Here is a 19,284-nt window from a genome sequence, read left to right as displayed (position 1 = left end):
TTTGCGGGCGCGGCAGTGAGCTGAAATCGCGACGAGATTTCATGACGCAGGTGAAAACGCCAAGGCCAGAGGCGGGAGCGCTCTGGCGAGAGCTTCGGGGGGGATCATGCCACGTTCGGCACTGACAGGCACGCGTATTCGTGAACGGCGCACGCTCGAGGGGCTGAAACAGGCCGATCTGGCGCGCACGGTGGGCATCTCGCCCGCCTATCTCAACCTGATCGAACACAACCGGCGCAGAATCGGCGGCAAGCTTCTGGTCGATCTGGCGCGCGCGCTGGGGGTCGAGCCGTCGGTTTTGACCGAGGGGGCGGATGTGCCTCTGATGGAGGGGTTGCAGGACGCGGCGGGCAACGGGCTTGCGTCCGCGCGGCCCGGGCGCAGGGCGGCGGTCGAGCCGGAGGCGGAGCGGGCCGAGGAATTCGCCGGTCGGTTTCCCGGCTGGGCCGCGCTGGTGGTGGCGCAGCGCGACCGGATCACAGCGCTCGAGCGGCGGATCGAGGCGCTGAACGACCGGCTGGCGCATGATCCGTTTCTCTCCGACAGCCTGCATGAAGTGCTCTCGACCGTGACGGCGATCCGCTCGACGGCGGGGATTTTGAACGGCATGGGCGAGATCGACCGGGACTGGCAGGCGCGGTTTCACCGCAACCTTTATGAGGACAGCCAGCGCCTTGCGCAGGGCTCGCAGGCGCTGGTGAGCTATCTCGACAGCGTCGGGCAATCTGAGGATACGCTGAGTTCCCCGCTCGAAGAGGTCGAGGCCTGGCTCGCGGCACGGGATTTCGCCCTGCCGGAGCTGGAGCGCGGTATGATGCCGGAGCTGACGGGCGAGGGGGGCTTGCGCTCGGCGCCCGCGCGGCAACTGGCGCGCAAATGGGTGCTCAGGGCGCGGGCGGAGGCGGAGAAAATGCCGCTGTCGATGGTGGAGGAGCTGATCGCGGAACACGGCCCGGACCCGGCGGCGTTGGCACAGGGGGCGGGGGTCGATCTTGCGGCGGCGATGCGTCGGCTGGCGAGCCTTCCGGCCTTCGAGAACCGGGTGCCGACGGGGCTGGCGATCTGCGACGGCTCGGGAGCGCTGACTTACCGCAAACCGCTGGACGGGTTCGCGCCGCCGCGTTTCGGGGCGGCCTGTCCGCTCTGGCCGCTCTATCAGGCGCTCCTGAGGCCGATGGTGCCGATCCGCCGGGTGGTGGAGCAACAGGGCCAGCCCGCGCGGCGCTTCCTCGCCTATGCCATCGCCCAGCCGCAGCGCGCTGAGAGCTTCGAGGCCCCCGAGGTCGTGGAGGCGACGATGCTGTTCATCCCGCTGGAGCGGCTCGACATCACGCCGCGCGAGGCGGAGGTGCTGGGGGTCGGGACCTCCTGTCGGGTCTGTGCGCGAATGAACTGCCCGGCGCGGCGCGAACCGTCGATGATTCTGGAGGAGCCGGAGGAGGGGTGAGGTCAGTAAGCGTGTGTCCCGCTGACGATGGAAACGCGGCCCCCCTTTGTCTTGAGCCATAACATGTCGAAACTGCGCAGCAAGGTCAGGACAGAGGGCAGTTGGCTCTCAAAAGCAAAGAAGCGGATGCGCCCGTCGGGAAATTGATAAGCATCCGGCAGCGTGCCGTGCTTGTCGTCCTTCAGGATGAAAAGTTCGTTGCGAAAATAATTGCCCGCGTCATCCTGACGGCTGTCATGGATGTAGACGAGGATCTGGAGCGGGTCGTTGACGGGATCGGGAATGTCTCCGAAGCCATAAACGACTTGATAGCGTTGTATCTGGCTCGTGGAGTCGATGGGCAGGGTGCTGGTTTCTGGGGGCGTCATGTGAAAAGTCCTTTACTCAGTAAGAATGAAGCGATCAGGGTCTGGGGCAGGAAATCATGAATGCGGGCTGCACGCGTTAGCGACGTGTGGAGGAGAGGGTGAATTGGCCCCGCGTGGACGTGTTTGGCACAATTTTTTGACACACCCGCGACAAATCGCCATAAGGTGCGGCACATGAGGGGGAGAAGAGGGCAATCATGGGCAAGCGCGTGCTCCTGATCGAGGACGAGCCGAACATCATCGAGGCGATCCGGTTTATCCTGTCGCGCGATGGCTGGACCGTCGAGACCCATTCCGACGGGGCGACGGCGGTGGAGGCCGTGGGGCGCAAGCGTCCGGATGTGGTGATCCTCGATGTGATGCTGCCCAACAAATCCGGTTTCGACATCCTGCGCGACCTGCGTGCGGATGCCGACCATGCCACCCGTCCGATCCTCATGCTCACCGCGCGCGGCCAGAAAAAGGACCGCGACATGGCTGAGGCTGCGGGTGTGTCCTGTTTCATGACCAAGCCGTTTTCCAATTCCGAGATGCTCGAAACCGTGCGCCGTCTGGCGGGCGCCTCTGATGAAGCCTCCGGTGAGGGGCATGGCTGAGCGGCGCGGGCCGCTTTATCTTGCGCGGGCGTCTTACCGGCGGCGACGGCTGATCGATGCGCTGCGGTTGTTGCCGTTTCTGATGTTCGGGCTCTGGCTCTTGCCGCTCTTGTGGGGCGGAGAGGGCACGGACCAACCGGTCGGGGCGGGGGCGCGAGCCTTTCTGCATGTCTTCGTGGTCTGGGCGCTGGGGCTTGTGGCGGCGGCTTTGCTCACCCGACGGTTGTCGCAGGGCGAGGCCGCGACGGAGCGTGTGACGGCGCAGAAGGGCCCGGATGCGGGGGGCGGGCGCTAGATGCTGCGGTTCAACATTCTCGTCCTCGCCTGTCTGAGCTATGCGACGCTTTTGTTCGTCGTGGCCTTCTGGGCCGAGAAGCGTGCCGAAGCCGGGCGGCTGGGCTGGCTGCGTTCGCCGCTGATCTATACGCTGTCGCTGTCGATCTATTGCACCGCCTGGACGTTTTACGGCGCGGTGGGCTATGCGGTGCGCTCGGGGCTGGAGTTCGTCACCATTTATCTCGGCCCGTCTCTGATGATGATCGGCTGGTGGTGGATTCTGCGCAAACTGGTGCGGATCGGGCGGGTGCAGCGGATCACCTCGGTCGCCGATCTGATTTCCTCGCGCTACGGCAAATCGACCACCTTGGGCGTGCTGGTGACGCTTTTGGCGGTGATCGGCACGACGCCCTATATTGCGCTCCAGTTGCAATCCGTGGCGCTGTCCTTTGCGGTGTTCGGGGTCAATGATCCGTCGGGTGCGGTGCTGCCCGATCTCGACAAGACGGCGCTTTGGGTGGCGGTCGGGCTTGCGGTCTTCACGGCGCTGTTCGGCACGCGCAATCTCGATGCCAACGAGCGCCACCACGGGGTGGTGACCGCCATCGCGCTCGAGGCGGTGGTGAAGTTTTTCGCCCTCGTGGCGGTGGGCGTGTTTGTCGTCTGGGGGCTGAGCGACGGCCTTGGCGATCTGATGGCGAAGATCGACGCCTCGCCGGTGGCGCAGCACCCGATTCAGGGCACGCGCTGGATCGCGCTGACCATGTTGTCGGCGGCGGCGCTTTTGACCCTGCCGCGGATGTTTCAGGTGCTGGTGGTGGAGAATTCGGACGAAAGCCACCTGTTCACCGCGGGCTGGGCCTTTCCGCTCTATCTCTTCGGCATGTCGCTCTTCGTGATCCCGATCGCGGTGGTGGGGCTCGAGGTGCTGCCCGCAGGGGCGAACCCCGACATGTTCGTCCTCACCCTGCCGTTGCAGTCCGATCAGCGCGTGCTGGCGACGCTGTCTTTCCTCGGCGGGTTTTCCTCCGCCACCTCCATGGTGATCGTCGCGGCCATCGCGCTTTCGACCATGGTGTCGAACCACATCGTTATGCCGATCTGGCTCTCGGCGCAGGGCAAGGGCGGTGCGACCGTGTCGGGCGATGTGCGCCGCGTGGTGCTTTACGCCCGCCGCCTGTCGATTTTCGGCGTGCTGGTGCTGGGCTATCTCTATTTCCATTTCTCCGGCGGCTCGGAAGCACTGGCCTCCATCGGCATGATTTCCTTTACCGGCGTGGCGCAGGTCCTGCCCGCGATGCTGGGCGGCATCTTCTGGCGGGGGGCGACGCGGTTGGGGGCGATCCTCGGTGTCGTAACGGGGTTCGTCGTCTGGGCTTACACCATGTTCCTGCCGTCCTTCGGGGCCGCCGCCGGGTTCACGCCGGAGCTTTTGGAGCACGGGCCGCTGGGCCTGACGCTTCTGCGTCCGCAGGCGCTGTTCGGCGTCACCGGGGTCGACCCGGTGGTGCATGCGGTGAGCTGGTCTCTGGCGCTCAACACGCTGGCGTTTCTGCTGGGCTCGCTGTTCTCCTTCCCGCGGCCCGTCGAACGCTTGCAAGGCGCGCAATTCGTCAATGTCTTCGAGCATTCCGGCTCGACGCGCAGCTGGTCGCATGGCTTTGCCGAGGCGGAGGATTTGCTGGTCATGGCGCAGCGTATCCTTGGCCCGTCCGAGGCGCAGGCGCTGTTTCAATCCGAGGCGCTCGCGCAGGGCAAGGAGGGCTATCTGCCCGACACCACGCCCGAATTCATCGAGCGTTTGGAGCGCGAGCTGGCGGGCTCTGTGGGGGCGGCCACGGCCCATGCCATGCTGGGCCAGATTGCGGGGGGCGTGGTCGTCTCCGTCGAGGATCTGATGGCGGTGGCCGACGAGACGGCGCAGATGATGGAATATTCCTCCCAGCTTGAGCTGAAATCCGAAGAACTGAGCCGCACCGCGCGCAAGCTCCGGGAAGCCAACGAGAAACTCACCGCGCTGTCGATCCAGAAGGACGCCTTCCTGAGCCAGATCAGCCACGAGCTGCGCACGCCGATGACCTCGATCCGGGCGTTTTCCGAGATCCTGCGCGACGGCGGCGCTGCGGGCGATCTCGATGCGGCGAGCCTTGAGCGGTTCTCGACGATCATCCACGACGAGGCCCAGCGGTTGACCCGTCTGCTCGACGATCTTCTCGATCTGTCGGTGCTGGAAAACGGGCAGGTGAGCCTGAACTGGGCGCGCGACAACCTGCATGACGTGATTTCCAGGGCAGTGAACGCCAGTGCGGAGGGCCGCGCGATGGCGATCCGGCGCAACGAGATCGCCGAACATATTGCGATTGAAACCGACCCGGACCGGTTGGCGCAGGTGTTTATCAACCTGATCGCCAATGCCCGCAAATATTGCGATGCACCCGTCCCGGAACTTCGGATCGAGACCCGGCGGCTGGGCGGCGATCGGCTTCAGATCGATTTCATCGACAATGGGTCTGGCATTCCGAAAGACAAGCAGACGGTGATTTTCGAGAAATTCTCGCGCCTCACCGATCACGCCAAGGCGGGCGGGGCGGGGCTCGGGCTTGCGATCTGTCGCGAGATCGTCGCCAATCTCGGCGGCACCATCGCCTATTTGCCGGGGCAAGGGGGGGCGGCGTTCCGCATCACCCTGCCGCGGGTGCGTGCGCGCGGCTAAGCCGGAGGATTTGCGGTAAAAATCCGTCCGGCTTCCTTAAAGAATTCCGCTCCGCTTCTTTAAAGAATTCCGCTCCGCTTCAATGATTTGTTTACTTTGAGCGGCGAAAAAGGACGGGAGAGTCCGAGCGAATTCTGTGCGAGATTGCCCGCTACCATGTCCGATGCCGACATCATTTCCGCAATGCGCCGCAAGGCGGGCGTCGGTCGCCCGCCGCCGGACGTTCAGCCGCTGTCGCCCGCCAAGGCGCTTCGGATCGCGGCGGCCAAGGCGGCGGAGGACACGATCGGGCTGGTGCTTCAGGTGCTTGAGGTCAGCGAGGAGAAAAGCGCGATTTCCCGCCTGCCGGGGGAGGTGCCGGAGCATGCGCTCCTGTCTTTGCTCGAAGGGCCGCAGAATGCCTACGGGCTGGCGATTTTCGACCGCAACACGGTCGCGGCCATCGTCGAACAGCAAACAGCGGGGCGGGTTCTGTCACTCGCCCCCGAAGCCCGCCCGCCGACCGCCACAGATTCCGTCATGTGTACGCCGCTCTGCGACCGGATGCTGCGGCTGTTTGAGGCGCAATTGGCCGAGTTGCCCGATCCGCCTGCGGTTGCGGGCTATCATACCGCCGCCCAGTTGCGGGAGGCGCGTTCCATCGCCATCGCCTTTGACGATGTGCCTTATCGGCTCTACCGGCTGAAACTGCTTTTGGGCCGCGAGGGGCGGGAAGGGGAGATCCTTCTGATCTTCCCGAATGTGCCGGTGGCACGCGGTCCGGCACAGGGCCATGGCCACGATTTCGGCGCGGCCTTTCAGGAGGCGGTGATGAAGACGGAGGCGCGGCTCGACACGGTGCTGCACCGGGTCTCGCTGCGGCTTTCCGATGTGGCGGGGCTTCAGGAGGGGATGATGATCCCGATCCCGCGCGAGGCGCTGTCGCGTGTCGAACTCCGCGCGGGCGAGCGGTTGATCAGCCGCGCGCGGCTCGGCCAGATCAACGGCAAACGCGCGCTTCGGGTGGTGCTTGCGACCGAGGATGTCGACGGGCTTGAGGCGGAGTTGTCGTCAAGCGGCGGCTTCGACATGGCGGCGCTGGGCGGGGAGGGATTCCCGGCGCTGTCCGGCGAGATGCCGGGCGGTATGGGGATGGAGGGGGATTTGCCTGCGCTCGGAGATTTTCCGGCGATGGGGGAACTGCCCCCGCTCGGTGATATGCCGGCTCTGGGCGATTTCCCGGCGATGGGCGATCTGCCGCCGCTTGGCGACGGTGAGGGTTTTCCGGCGATGGGGGAGCTTCCGGCTTTGGAATGAACCGGGGAGGCCGGAATGAAGATCCTGTCCGATCCGTTGCGCGATCCGGCGGGATCGGGGCTGGATCTGCCAGTGTGAACCGGTTTCATGTGGGGAAACCGTGATTTCTGTTGATGTGAATCAAGGCCTGCGCGACGGTTTGGGAGGATGCTCGTTGTCCAAGGAGGAGCCGCGATGATCGATCTTGCAAAAAGAAAAGCGCAATTGCTGGAGCGCAAAACCGAGTTGACCCGGCGTCTCGAAGAGATCGACGCCGAGTTGGATGCGCATCAGTCGAAGGACTGGGAAGAACTGGCCACCGAACGCGAAGGCGACGAGGTGCTTGAGGGTATGGGGGCGCAGGGCAAGGCGGAGATCGTGATGATCAACGCGGCGCTCGAACGCATCGACGAGGGCGAATACGGCTATTGCGCCGTCTGTGGTGAAGAAATCAGCGCACAGCGTCTGGATGTGCTGCCCTATACGCCGATGTGCCGCGATTGCGCCGCGCGAGTTGCGGCAGGGCATTGAGGGGCGATCAAGCGCAGAGGAGAGTGTCGCCCGGGCAGGTCACAGGAAGATCGTGGGAATTCATCAGGGAGGTTGAGATGACCCGAGTAACGAAGACCGAGGCGGAGATCGACGAGATCGTCGACGATCTCGTGAAGGACGCTGACACGGCCAACGCCTTGAAGGAAAAACTGCATGACAAGCTCGAAGCGTCGGTGCCAGAGTATCCTCAGGCGGTCCCGGATGCCGGGGGCGACGACGATGCGGATGACATGTGGGACAATATGCCGGTGTGACCGGCCTGTCTCCGACTGGATGAAAGGATAGGCCATGGCGTTCGAAGCCCTGAAAGCACAGGTTTACATGATCCTCGACGAGATTGCCGCCCGTCCGACGGACCGCCATATCCTACAGGAAAACCTGCGTGAGAAACTGGCCGAACTGTCGGCGCTGGGTCTGCCGCTGCCGGAGGATCTGGTACGACTGGAGGCCGAGTTGGAAGACCGCTCCGCCGACGATCTCTATCCCAAGGGCTGATGTCCCGCTCTGATGCGGGCGCTGTGTCGTATCTCCCGACCGGAAATCCCCGGGGTGGGGAGTGTGCCGTCTTGCCAAGGGGCGGGCGTCGCCGCATGATGTGGAAAACCTGTGGATAACTTGCGCAAAGGCCATTCGTGACAGCGAAGGACCGGAGGCGCTGGGCGGCGAAACGCAGGGCTGGTCAAAAGGGTGTGCGGGGGCGCGGATGAGTGAGGCAGTGGAACAGGCCCGAAAGCAAGTGTCCAACGAGCCGATGCCGAAAGAGCAGAAGCAAGGCGATCCGGCGTCCGGAGCGCCCGCCGCTCTTGTCCAAAGCCACCGACAGGGGGCGATTGCGCTGTTGCGCCTCTCGTCCCCGCCGGTCAATACACTGACACCCGAGTTGCGCCGTGCTTTGCTTGCGGCGTTTGAGGCGGCGGAGAGCGACCCGGAGGTCGGGGCCATCGTGCTGATGGCGGAGGGCACCTCGTTCTGCACCGGCTTTCCGGCGGATACGCTGGCGGCGGAGGAACTTGCACCGAGCCTCAACACGCTTTGCGACCGCCTCGAAGCCTGTCCGAAACCGGTGATCGCGGCGCTGCATGGCAGCACGCTCGAAGCCGGGTTCGCGCTCGCGCTTGCGGCGCATTACCGGGTGATCGGGCGGCGCTCCCGACTTGGTGCGCCGGAGGTCACGCTGGGCCTCGTGCCGACGGGCGGCGTGACCCAACGCCTGCCGCGGCTGGTGGGGCCGGGCGTGGCGCTTGAGATGTTGCTCTCCGGTCGGCCGGTGCCCGCGCCTCAGGCGCTCAAGCTCGGGCTGGTCGATGAGATGGCCGACAGCAAAAGCCCCGCCGAGGCGGCGATTGCCATGGCGGAGCGGTTTCTGGCGGGAGGCCGCGGGCCGCGCCCGACCCGCGACGTGACGCGGGGGAGCAAGGACGGGGCGGCCTATATGAAAGAGGTTGCGGCGCGGCGCGCGGAGATCAAAGGGGCGCGGATCGGCGCGCCGGGGCGGATCGTCGATTGCGTCGAGGCGGCGCTGATCCTGCCGTTCGACGCCGGGGTGGCACGCGAGAGCGTGGCGCGGGCCGATTGTTTCGCCAGCGAAGAGGCCAAGGCGTTGCGCCATGCCTATTTCTCTGAACGCCGTGCGGCGCGGCTCGACGGGGTCGAGGGGCTGCGCCCGGCGGAGATCGGGGAGCTTGGCATTGTGGGCACCGGCTCTCTGGCGCTGGGCATCGCGATTGCGGCGCTCGATCACGGGCTCAAGGTGCGCCTTCTGGGCAGTGCCGCCGACCAGCTTGTGGTGGCGGAACAGCGAATTACCACGGCCTACACCCGCGCCGAACAACAGGGGCAGATCTCCGCCGAGCTGCGACAGGAACGGTTGGCGCAGTTCACCGCGACGACCCGGACGGACAGTCTCGGCGACGCCGGGCTGGTGATCGAGGCCAGTGCGGCACCGACGGAGGCGCGGGCGCGGCTTTTGGCCCGGCTCGAAGAGTTTCTGCCGGAAGAGACCGTGCTCGCCACCGTCGCCGACCGCGGTTATGCGCAGATGGCGCGTGATCTGGCTCACCCCGAACGCTTTCTCGGTCTGCATTTCTTTGCACCGTCGCAGGCGATCCGGGTGGTCGAACTGGCCGTGCGGGACGGCGTGTCGAAACAGGCCTTGGTGACGGCGCATGGGGTCGTGAAACGCATCGGCAAGGTGCCGGTGACGCTGCGCGCCCGCGACGGGCTGATCGCCAATGTGGTGCAGGATGCGATCTGGTCGGCGGTGGATGTGCTTTTGCTGATGGGCGTGCGCCCGGCGCGGATCGACCGGGTGATGCGCGACTACGGCTTTCCCGTCGGACCCTGCGAGACCATGGACGCGCTGGGGCTCGCGCATATGCGGGGCGCGGTGGCGCAGTTTTTCGCCGCAGAGGGCCGTACCGGCAAGGAGGCCGGGCAGGGGTTCTACGACTATGCCAAAGGGCAGGCGCCCGATGACAGGACGGCGGAGGCGATCCTTGCCGATCTGCGGGCGCAGGGTGGGGTGCCATTGCTGGTGCTCAGCGATCGCGACATTACCGAACGCCTTCTCTTGGCGGCGGCCAACGCGGGCGCGCGGCTCTTGCAGGCGGGCGTGGTGATGCGCCCTGTGGACATCGACGTGGTGATGATGCTGGCCAAGGGCTATCCGCGCTATCACGGCGGGCCGATGAAGGCGGCGGATCTGATGGGGATTTTTCAGGCGGAGAAACGTCTGAAAGGTTTTGCAGTTGCGGCGCCGGACATCTGGGAGCCTGCGACACTTTGGCATGAATTGTCCAAGAATGGCGACAATTTCGAGAAGTTGAATCTTCTCTGAGGCTTGCCACATCGGTTTTTCAGGTTTTTTCGCGAATTTTAGCGATTTTTTTGACGGGGCGTTTTTCCCGGTTTTTCGCATTTTTCCCAAGAAAACGCAGGTTTTCGCTGCGGTCGCATTCGGGTCAATACCAGACAGAAATACCCTGTTGATCGAGATCAAGGTTGTGAGTCGCCCGCTCCCTTAGACAGGTTCTCGAGCGCAGGACCTGTTCGTCAGCAGTCAGACACAGCCTCCTGCATTCCTCCCGCGGACTCTCCTTCCGATCGTCCGCGCCGTATCCTGCCTTTTGTGCGTGGGCAGAATACTACACTGGCGCCGCAGGGTTTGCGTTTCTCCTGCGGCGCCTCTTTTTTTCTGCGGATCGAATTTATGCGGCCCTGTTGACAGGCGGTTTACCTTGTCATGGCATGAGGGGAAGGGCTCCGGTGAAAGACGACCATGCGCAAGGACGGCAGATCATGATGTTCGGACCGCGACCGCTCGCGGTGGCCAAGGGCACGCGCCTCGGGCGCGATACCGCGCTGCCCTCGGGCATGGTGTTGCCGCGTGGCACGGTGATCGGCCCGTCTGAGATCGCGGCGCTGACCATGGCGGGGCTGCGCGAGGTGATCTGTGCCGAGCTGGAGCCGCATGACATTGCCGCGGAGGATGCGCTGTTGCGGCTGGCCGAGGCGCTGGTGCCGCATGAAGTGGATGCGGGGCTCCGGCGGGGCAGGCCTTCGGGCGGGCGGCTGGTTTTGACCGCCACGGCCACGGGGGTGGTCGGGCTCGATACCGAGGGGTTGAGGCGGATGAACCGGGTGGACCCGGGGCTTTCCATCGTCACAGTGCCGCAGTTTCAGAGGGTGCAGACGGGGGAGAGGGTGGCTGTGCTGCGCGCGCTGCCGCTGGCTCTGCGCCGCTCCGCCCTGTCGCGGGTGCTCGCAGAAGGAGAGGACATGATCCGGCTCCGGCCGGTTCTGGCGGAGCGGGTGACGCTGATCCAGACGGTGGTGGGCGCGGTGCCGGACGGGCGCGGCGAGGGGGCGATCCGGGCAAGGCTCGACCGTCTCGGGCTGCGGTTGACGGAAAGCCTGATCGTGGCGCATCGTGCGGAGACGCTGGCGGAGGCGCTGGTGTCCGCCCATGGCGAGGTGGTTCTGATCCTGCCCGCGCGCCCGACCGCCGATCTGCTCGACGTCGGCCCTCTGGCGGTGACGCAGGCGGGCGGGGTGATCACGCGTTTTGGCCTTCCGGTGGAGCCGGGGGCGGAGATGTTCGCGGGCGGTTTGGGGGCGGTGCCGATCCTTGGCCTGCCGGAGGCGATGCGCGACCCGGCCGCTTGCGGGGCGGATCGGGTGCTCGAGCGGCTGGTCTGCGGTGTCAGCATTTCCGATGACGATTTGGCCGATCTCGGGGTCGGCGGGCTACAGTCCGGCCCGAATGCGATCTAGGGGCAAGATTTTTCTTGCAAGAGCCTTTCGCATTTGCAGAAAATTGAGACATGTCAGGTACAGACTGGGGCGCGCGACATAGGATCGCGGCATAGAGGTTCTGATCCGCCCCAAGATATGCGCACGAGATTGACCCCTGACACCTTCTGAGGCCTCCCTCAAAATTCCCAAGGATAGCAAGACCATGGCCCTTTCTCTTCCGCTTTCAGACATTGCCGTCACGACCCTTGCCCTGACGCTTGCGGGCGCTTTCGGGTTGTTGTTCGGCAAATTGCAGGTCCGCAAGATCGGTCTCGGCATCGGCGGGGTGCTGTTCTCCGGCATCCTCGTCGGGCATCTGGCCTCCGGCGCCGGGATCGAATTCGACGACGCGGTGATGCATTTCGTGCGCGAGCTGGGGCTGATCCTTTTCGTCTATACGATCGGCATTCAGGTCGGCCCGAGTTTCTTTTCTTCCTTTGCGAAATCCGGTCTCAAGTTCAACCTCGCGGCCATCGCCATCGTGCTGGGCGGGGTTGCGGTGACGCTGGCGATCTGGGGGATCACCGATCTGCCGCTGCCGGTGCTCGTCGGTGTGATGTCCGGGGCCGTGACCAACACGCCGGGGCTGGGCGCGGCGCAGCAGGTGCTGGGCGACGCCGGGTTCCCGGCCTCCGAAGTGGCCAATTCCGGCATGGGGTATGCCATGGCCTATCCCTTTGGTATCCTCGGCATCCTGACCGCGATGTTCGTGATCCGGGCGCTGTTCCGCATCGTGGTCGCCGATGAGGAGGCCGCCTACAAGGCCGAGACCAAGAGCGGCGAGGAGGCTTTGCCCTCGATGAACGTCGAGGTGATGAACGCCAATCTCGACGGTCTGCGCCTCGGCGATGTGCCGGACCTGTTCGATCAGGGCGTGGTGGCCTCACGGATGAAAAAAGCGGGTGAGCTGGTGGTGCCGACGCGGGATGTGATCGTGCATGTCGGCGACTGTCTGCACCTCGTCGGACCGAAGGACAAGTTGCTGGCGATGAAGCTCATTCTGGGGCGCGAGATCGATGCGGCTCTGACCACCAAGGGCACCAAGCTGACCTGGTCGCGGCTCGTGGTGACCAAGGAGCGGGTGCTGGGCAAGTCGTTGCGGGAGCTTGCGTTTCTCGAAGGTCATGGGGTGACCGTGTCGCGGATCAGCCGCGCGGGGGTCGAGATTCCGGCGCAGGCCTCCTCGTCGCTCGCCTTCGGCGATATCATCACCGTGGTGGGCGCGCAGGCCGATATCGACGCGGTCGCAAGTCAGCTCGGCAACGAGAACGCCCGGTTGCAGGAGGTGCAATTCCCGGCGCTGTTCTTCGGCATCGCTCTGGGGGTGCTTCTGGGCTCGATCCCGCTCGCCGTGCCGGGGCTTCCGGCGCCGCTCAAGCTTGGGCTTGCGGGCGGGCCGTTGATGGCGGCGATCCTCTTGGGACGTCTCGGACACTGGGGGCCGTTCACATGGTATATGCCGCCTGCCGCCAACCATGCGCTGCGCGAGTTCGGCATCGTGCTGTTCCTCGCGGTGGTGGGGATCGTCGCGGGCGACCGGTTCTTCGACACGCTGCTGCATGGCGACGGTTTGCTCTGGATGGGCTATGGCATCCTGATCACGATCCTGCCGCTTCTGGTCGTGGGCGTCGTCGCGCGGATGTTCGGCAAGTTCAACTACCTGAGCCTTTGCGGCGTGCTCGCGGGCGCGATGACCGATCCGCCGGCGCTGGCCTTTGCCGTGGCGATGAGCCCGACGGGCGCGGCCTCCGTGGCCTATGTCTCGGTCTATCCGCTGGTGATGTTCCTGCGGATTCTCGTGCCGCAGGTCCTCGTTCTCGTGCTGGCGGGGATCGGGGCGGGGGCGTTCTGACGCGGGCCCCTTCAGACGCGCAACGAAAAACCCCCGGTCGAAACCGGGGGTTTTTCGTTGAACCGGTGCGGAGGCTCCGGGTCAGCCTTTCGAGGGAAGCGGGCCGATCATCATGATCATCTGACGGCCTTCCATTTTGGGCATGTTTTCGATCTTGCCGAATTCTTTGATGTCCTCGGCGACGCGTTCGAGCAGCTCGCGGCCGAGATCCTGGTGCGCCATTTCGCGGCCACGGAAGCGCAGGGTGATTTTCACCTTGTCGCCGTTCTCGAGGAACTTGATCACGTTCTTCATCTTGACTTCGTAGTCATGCGTGTCCGTGCCGGGGCGGAATTTGATTTCCTTGATCTCGATGATCTTCTGCTTCTTGCGGGCTTCGGATTCGCGTTTCTGCTGTTCGTATTTGAACTTGCCGAAATCCATGATCTTGCAGACCGGCGGCGTGGCGTTCGGGGAAATTTCCACGAGGTCCAGCCCGGCTTCGATCGCCAGATCGAGGGCCTTGGCGGGCGTGATGACACCAATATTCTCGCCCTCTGCACCGATCAGACGGATTTCCGGCGCTCGGATGCGTTCGTTGATACGCGGTCCGGTTTCGCGGGTCGGCGGGGCGTTATGCGGTCTGCGGGCTATGGTCGGCTCCTGTTTGTCGTTGCGTTTGTGTTGCGGGAAAATAAGGCGTATCGCCGTCGCTTTCAACCCGCATTCGGCGGCTTCCCGCACAGCGCGCGGCGTGGGGGAAAATCCGCTCGACTGGCCCCTTTCATTTCGCCATGTGCCATGCCATATCCGCCCTGTTGGGGGGAAATACCCCGCAAGTATTTGTGAGGAAGACTGACATGACCAAACGTATTCTGACCGGCGCTCTCGTGGCGGGTCTCGCGCTGTCGCTCGCGGCCTGTAAAGAGGAAGAGAAGGCTGCGGAGACCACGACGGAAACCACCTCCGTGATCGAACAGGCTTCCGAGGCTGCCTCCGACGCGGTCGAAACCGCAACCGAAGCTGCCGAAGCCGCGTCCGAGGCCGCCTCCGACGCCATCGAAGCTGCGACCGACGCCGTGACCGCCGCAGGCGAGGGTGCTGTCGAGGCTGCCTCCGATGCGGCCGAGGCCGCTGTCGACGCCGCGACCGATGCCGCCGACGCCGCAACCGAAGCGACCGAAGCCGCGACCGACACCGCCTCTGACGCCGCTGCTGTGGCCGCCGACACTGCCGAAGCCGCGACCGATGTCGCCGCCGACGCTGCCGCAGACGCGATGGAAGCCGCTTCCGACGCCGCGGACGCCGCGACCGATGCCGTGGTGGAGGGGGACAGCTCCTTCGATCTCGCCACCGCTGCCGAAGTGCTGACGGTCGACGGCTTCGATCTCGAGAAAGCCACCGATCTGGTGAACGCCTCCACCCTGTCCGACGAAGCGAAAGCCACCGTCATCACCTCCATGGAACAGGCCGCCGACAACCCGGCGATCCTTGGCGCGATCCTCGACAAAACCAAAACCCTTCTGGGCATGTAATTATCGCTGAGTAAGAGCGAGCAGTTGAGGCCGCGCGGGGGACACCTCGCGCGGCCTTTTTATGTTCCGCCTTTCAGGCTTTCTGCCTTTCGGGTTTTCCGATGGTGAAAATACTCAAAAGAAAACCCCGCCGAAGCGGGGTTTCTCATAGTCGGGGATGGGCGTGCGGGTCAGTCCACGAACGCCTTTTCGACCACATATTCCTTGGGTTCGGAATTGGCCCCTTCGCGCAGCCCGAAGCCGTCGAGAATGGCCATGATGTCCTTGTTGAACGCCAGGTTGCCACAGACCATGCCGCGATCCGTCTCCGGGTTCATCGGCGCGATGCCCAGATCCTCGAACACCTTGCCGGAGGACAGGTTGTCGGTGACGCGGCCCATATGGTGGAACTCTTCGCGGGTCGTGGTCGGATAATAGCGCAGCTTGCCCTGTTCGATCTCCGACAGAATCTCGTCCGACTTGATGTGCTCGACCAGTTGCCGACCGTATTCCAGTTCCGAGACCTCGCGGCAGGTGTGCATCAGGATCACCTCGTCGAATTTCTCATAAACTTCCGGCTCGCGCATCAGCGAGGCAAAGGGCGCAATCCCGGTGCCGGTCGCGAAGAACCAAAGCCGTTTGCCGGGCAGGAGCGCATCCACGACCAGCGTGCCCACCGGCTTCGGGCGCAGGATGATCTGATCGCCGGGCTCGATATGTTGCAAACGCGAGGTCAGCGGGCCGTCGGGCACCTTGATCGAGTAGAACTCGAGATGCTCTTCCCAGCTTGGCGAGGCGATGGAATAGGCGCGCAGCAGCGGCTTTTGCTTGCCGGTTTTCGGGTCCGGGTCGTTCATCAGCCCGATCATCACGAATTCGCCGGAGCGGAACCGCAAGGTCTGGGGCCGCTCCACCTTGAAGGAGAACAGCCGGTCGTTCCAGTGGTGCACCTCGAGAACGGTGGCGGCATCGGGCAGGGTGGGCACGGGTTTGGTTTTTACGTCGGTCACTTGCATCAGCTCGTCGGTCATCTCGGTCATTTGGGTCTCGCGGCATTTAAAAGGGGAATGCGGATGCTTCTTTGATCCACATCAGAGGTCCCGGCACGCGGTCTCGTCCCTTTTGGACTGTTCTGTCCGTGCGTGCAAGCATGGCCGGGGCATTGGTCTGTCTGTGGGGCCTATCCGCGCGCCCGCAAGCGCGTTTGATAGTCATGTGCCCGCCAATTGGACCGGGCGCGCCACTGATCCTCGGGTTGGCGCGCGGCGAGGGGCTCGGAGATTTCCACCTCGTCAAAGCCCGCGCGCCGGGCCATGGCATATTGATCGGCGATCACATGCCCCTCGGCGCGCAACCGGCCCTGATAGCCGGCAAGCCGCAACAGCCGTGCGAGCGTAAAGCCGCGCCCGTCCGAGAAGTTCGGAAACGCGATGCGGATCGCGGGGGCGTTGCCATGTTGCGCCAATGCCTCGGGATCGGTGTCGGAGGGCAGATCGACCCAGTCGCCGGTGTAGTCTTCGGGGACAAAGCCCTCGTCGCGGATGATCACGCTCATGCTGCGTCTCCTTTTCCGGGATTGCCGATGCGGACGAATTTCCCGTCCACGATGTGAATCCCGCATTCCGTTTTCTCTTCGCCCCGCCAGCGGCCTGCGCGCGGGTCTTCGCCCTCTTTCACCGGGCTGGTGCAGGGCGCGCAACCGATCGACGGGTAGCCTTTCGCAACCAAAGGATGGCGCGGCAGGCGGTTGTTGATCATGTAATCCCTGAGATCTTCGGGCGACCACCAGGCCAGCGGGTTGATCTTGATCCGGCTGTCCGCCTCGTTCTCGAAGAAATCGAGCGTGGCACGGGTCGAGCCCTGAAACCGTTTGCGCCCGGTGATCCAGGCGTCGAAATGTCCGAGCGCCTGTTGCAGCGGCACGGTCTTGCGCAGATCGCAGCAACCGTCCTTGTCCGCGAGGTGCAAAAGCCCGTCCGGATCATGCGCGGCGAGGCGCGCAGGCGCCGGTTTGATCCGCCGCACATCGCGCAGATCGAGCTTGCGGATCAGGTCGAGCTGATACTCAATCGTCTCGGGAAACAGCATTTCCGTGTCGACGAAAATCACCGGGGTGTCGGGTTTCATAACGGAAATCATGTGCAAAAGCACGACGCTTTCCGCCCCGAAAGAGGACACGAGCGCGATCCGCCCCAGCTCCCGGTCCCGAAGCGCCAGCTCCAGCACCGAGGTCGCCGAATGATGGGCATAGCGCGCGTTGAGGCGTTCGACACGGTCCTGTACCGTGCCGAATTCCTCCCGAAGCGCGAGATTATGCGGCATGGGCTTTTTCCTTTTCCGGATAAAGCGCCGCTTTGAACGGGTCCATGCCAAGGCGGCGGTAGGCTTCGAGGAAGGTCTCCTCGGGCGCCTCACGCAGCTCCAGGTAGGTCATCAAAATGCGCTCGATCGCCGGGATGATCTCGTCATAGGCAAAGCCGGGGCCGGTGCGCTCGCCGATCACCATATCCTCGGTGCCATCGCCGCCGAGCGTGATCTGGTAATTTTCCACACCCGCGCGGTCGAGGCCCAGAATGCCGATGTGACCGACATGGTGGTGCCCGCAGGCATTGATGCAGCCGGAGATTTTGATCTTGAGCGGGCCGATGTCCTGTTCGAGCTTCAGCTCCTCGAACCGGGTCGCAATGCCTTGCGCCACCGGGATCGAACGGGCCGTCGCCAGCGCGCAGTAATCCATGCCGGGGCAGGCGATGATGTCGCTGACGAGGCCGATGTTGGCCGTCGCAAGCCCTGCGTCCTTCAGCGCCGCGTGAATGGCAGGCAGGTCAGATTTATGGACATGCGGCAGGATGACGTTTTGTTCGTGCGAAATCCGCAGCTCATCATGGCCATAGTCCCGTGCGATCTGCGCCAGCACGCGCATCTGATCGGCGGAGGCATCCCCCGGCGTCTGACCCGGCGTCTTGAGCGAGACGGTCGCGATGGCATAGCCCGGCGCCTTGTGCGGCGCGAGGTTGGTGTCGGCCCAGGCGCGGAACACCGGGTCACTCTCATAAGCGCGATCATAAGCGTCGGTTGCGGCCTCGCGGAAGGCGGGCGGCGCAAAGGCGGCTTTGATCTCGTCCAGCATTTCCATGTCGATGCCGCCGAAGGCCGGCTTGATCTGGGCAAAGCGGTCTTCGACACGGGCGCGAATGTCTTCGATCCCGTGCTCATGCACGGTGATCTTGATCCGGGCTTTGTATTTGTTGTCGCGACGGCCCAAGAGGTTCCACACCGAAACGGTGGCCTCCAGATAGGGCAAAAGGTCTTCGAGAGAGACGAAGTCTTTCAAGACCTTACCGACCATCGGCGTGCGACCGAGCCCGCCGCCGACGATGATCTGCGCGCCGATCTCGCCGTCCTGCTCGCGCAGGTAAAGCCCGACGTCATGCGCCTTGATCACCGCACGGTCGGCCTTGGCGCCCGACACGGCGACCTTGAATTTGCGGGGCAGGAACTGGAATTCCGGGTGGTCGGTGGACCACTGACGGATCAACTCGGCGACGGGGCGCGGATCGGCGATCTCGTCCGCTGCCGCACCGGCGAAATGGTCGGCGGTGACGTTGCGGATCGTGTTCCCGGAGGTCTGGATCGCATGCATCTCCACATCCGCCAGATCGCTGAGGATCGCGGGGACGTCGGGCAGTTTCGGCCAGTTGTACTGGATGTTTTGCCGCGTGGTGAAATGGCCGTAGCCGCGGTCATAGGTCTCGGCGATATGCGCAAGCTGATCCATCTGGCCACTGTTCAGCGTGCCATAGGGGATCGCGACGCGCAGCATATAGGCGTGGAGTTGCAGATAGAGCCCGTTCATCAGACGCAGGGGGCGGAATTCCTCCTCGGTCAGGCTGCCGTCGATGCGGCGGGCGACCTGTGCGGAAAACTGCGCCACACGTTCCCGGACAAAGGCCTCGTCGAAATCGTTGTACTTATACATGGGCTTCGGCCTCCTGTTTTCCGTGGAAGTAGTTGGAGGGGCCGGTGCGGCGGAACTCTTCGCGGAAATGCGTAGGCTCTGGCCCGTGTTCGCCCAGCTTGACGTCGGTCAGATAAGCACCGACCGCCATGCCATCCCCCGCGATCTCGGAAAGCGCGGCCTCGGCGGCCTCGGCCTCGGTGAAGGCCTGCGCCAGACGCAGGTCGCGGACCCACTGGCCAGCGTGGTCGAGATAGATCACATCGCCTTCGAGAAGGGCGTTGGCGGTGACGGCTTTGGGCGTAAACGGGCGCGGCATGGCTCTTTCCATCTTGCGAATTCTTGCCATTAATCTAGAACATTATTCCAATATCAGGCCAGATGTCTGCGCGAATAAGGTGGATTGTTCCAGTTCTGCGCGTGGCAAAGGCCGGAATTCCGAGATGGAGAGGAAAATCGAA

The 19,284-nt window shown here is 64.2% G+C and carries 19 protein-coding genes; 12 read left to right on the top strand and 7 right to left on the bottom strand.

Features of this window, described 5'->3' with window-relative positions:
* Window positions 1–106: 106 nt before the first annotated feature.
* Window positions 107–1,447 carry a short-chain fatty acyl-CoA regulator family protein gene (locus V1471_RS07165; protein ID WP_434287662.1) on the top strand — a complete coding sequence of 447 codons (1,341 nt, stop codon included), beginning with the start codon at window positions 107–109 and terminating at the stop codon, window positions 1,445–1,447.
* Between the two features lie 2 nt (window positions 1,448–1,449).
* Here V1471_RS07165 and V1471_RS07160 read toward each other — a convergent pair whose 3' ends face one another.
* Entirely contained in the window at window positions 1,450–1,815 is a 366-nt protein-coding gene (locus V1471_RS07160) for a hypothetical protein (RefSeq protein ID WP_434287661.1), read from the bottom strand.
* A 197-nt stretch (window positions 1,816–2,012) separates the two neighbouring features.
* On the opposite strand from V1471_RS07160, the gene V1471_RS07155 reads away from it, so the two are divergent.
* The 10 genes from V1471_RS07155 (at window position 2,013) to V1471_RS07110 (ending at window position 13,372) form a co-directional block, all read left to right on the top strand.
* Window positions 2,013–2,411 carry a response regulator transcription factor gene (locus V1471_RS07155; RefSeq protein ID WP_434287660.1) on the top strand — a complete coding sequence of 133 codons (399 nt, stop codon included), beginning with the start codon at window positions 2,013–2,015 and terminating at the stop codon, window positions 2,409–2,411.
* Window positions 2,404–2,706 carry a hypothetical protein gene (locus V1471_RS07150; protein WP_434287659.1) on the top strand — a complete coding sequence of 101 codons (303 nt, stop codon included), beginning with the start codon at window positions 2,404–2,406 and terminating at the stop codon, window positions 2,704–2,706. Before V1471_RS07155 ends, V1471_RS07150 begins: the two co-directional genes overlap by 8 nt.
* On the top strand, window positions 2,707–5,400 hold the full coding sequence (locus V1471_RS07145; protein WP_434287658.1) for an ATP-binding protein: 2,694 nt from the start codon (window positions 2,707–2,709) through the stop codon (window positions 5,398–5,400).
* Between the two features lie 156 nt (window positions 5,401–5,556).
* Window positions 5,557–6,696, top strand: a complete 1,140-nt coding sequence (locus V1471_RS07140) for a FliM/FliN family flagellar motor switch protein (RefSeq protein ID WP_434287657.1) — start codon at window positions 5,557–5,559, stop codon at window positions 6,694–6,696.
* Between the two features lie 174 nt (window positions 6,697–6,870).
* Complete coding sequence (locus tag V1471_RS07135; RefSeq protein ID WP_434287656.1) at window positions 6,871–7,206, top strand: TraR/DksA family transcriptional regulator; 336 nt, start codon at window positions 6,871–6,873, stop codon at window positions 7,204–7,206.
* Between the two features lie 77 nt (window positions 7,207–7,283).
* Window positions 7,284–7,481, top strand: a complete 198-nt coding sequence (locus V1471_RS07130; RefSeq protein WP_434287655.1) for a hypothetical protein — start codon at window positions 7,284–7,286, stop codon at window positions 7,479–7,481.
* A gap of 34 nt (window positions 7,482–7,515) precedes the next feature.
* Complete coding sequence (locus V1471_RS07125) at window positions 7,516–7,722, top strand: hypothetical protein (RefSeq protein ID WP_434287654.1); 207 nt, start codon at window positions 7,516–7,518, stop codon at window positions 7,720–7,722.
* A gap of 208 nt (window positions 7,723–7,930) precedes the next feature.
* A complete protein-coding gene (locus V1471_RS07120) occupies window positions 7,931–10,063 on the top strand; it encodes an enoyl-CoA hydratase-related protein (RefSeq protein WP_434287653.1) in 2,133 nt (710 codons plus the stop codon).
* Between the two features lie 461 nt (window positions 10,064–10,524).
* Entirely contained in the window at window positions 10,525–11,499 is a 975-nt protein-coding gene (locus V1471_RS07115) for a molybdopterin-binding protein (RefSeq protein ID WP_434287652.1), read from the top strand.
* 184 nt (window positions 11,500–11,683) lie between these two features.
* Window positions 11,684–13,372 (top strand): putative transporter, encoded by a 1,689-nt coding sequence (locus V1471_RS07110; protein ID WP_434287651.1) that lies wholly within the window; start codon window positions 11,684–11,686, stop codon window positions 13,370–13,372.
* Between the two features lie 81 nt (window positions 13,373–13,453).
* Here V1471_RS07110 and infC read toward each other — a convergent pair whose 3' ends face one another.
* A complete protein-coding gene (infC, locus tag V1471_RS07105) occupies window positions 13,454–14,095 on the bottom strand; it encodes a translation initiation factor IF-3 (RefSeq protein ID WP_434287650.1) in 642 nt (213 codons plus the stop codon).
* Window positions 14,096–14,211: 116 nt separating this feature from the next.
* Between infC and V1471_RS07100 the strand changes: the two genes are divergently transcribed.
* Complete coding sequence (locus V1471_RS07100) at window positions 14,212–14,886, top strand: translation initiation factor 3 (RefSeq protein WP_434287649.1); 675 nt, start codon at window positions 14,212–14,214, stop codon at window positions 14,884–14,886.
* Between the two features lie 170 nt (window positions 14,887–15,056).
* Here the strand turns inward: V1471_RS07100 and V1471_RS07095 are convergent, their stop codons facing one another.
* The 5 genes from V1471_RS07095 to V1471_RS07075 form a co-directional block, all read right to left on the bottom strand.
* Window positions 15,057–15,905, bottom strand: coding sequence for a ferredoxin--NADP reductase (locus V1471_RS07095; RefSeq protein ID WP_434287648.1), 849 nt, complete (start codon window positions 15,903–15,905; stop codon window positions 15,057–15,059).
* Window positions 15,906–16,045: 140 nt separating this feature from the next.
* A complete protein-coding gene (locus V1471_RS07090; protein WP_434287647.1) occupies window positions 16,046–16,420 on the bottom strand; it encodes a DUF934 domain-containing protein in 375 nt (124 codons plus the stop codon).
* A complete protein-coding gene (locus tag V1471_RS07085; protein ID WP_434287646.1) occupies window positions 16,417–17,187 on the bottom strand; it encodes a phosphoadenylyl-sulfate reductase in 771 nt (256 codons plus the stop codon). The genes V1471_RS07090 and V1471_RS07085 overlap by 4 nt, the downstream gene beginning before the upstream one ends.
* Window positions 17,177–18,844, bottom strand: coding sequence for a nitrite/sulfite reductase (locus V1471_RS07080; protein WP_434287645.1), 1,668 nt, complete (start codon window positions 18,842–18,844; stop codon window positions 17,177–17,179). Before V1471_RS07080 ends, V1471_RS07085 begins: the two co-directional genes overlap by 11 nt.
* Complete coding sequence (locus V1471_RS07075) at window positions 18,837–19,142, bottom strand: DUF2849 domain-containing protein (RefSeq protein WP_434287644.1); 306 nt, start codon at window positions 19,140–19,142, stop codon at window positions 18,837–18,839. The genes V1471_RS07080 and V1471_RS07075 overlap by 8 nt, the downstream gene beginning before the upstream one ends.
* Window positions 19,143–19,284: the final 142 nt, after the last annotated feature.

Origin of the sequence: Celeribacter sp. SCSIO 80788, assembly GCF_051054295.1 — a bacterium.
Lineage (GTDB): Bacteria > Pseudomonadota > Alphaproteobacteria > Rhodobacterales > Rhodobacteraceae > Celeribacter.
This window is presented reverse-complemented; position numbering and strand designations above follow the sequence as displayed.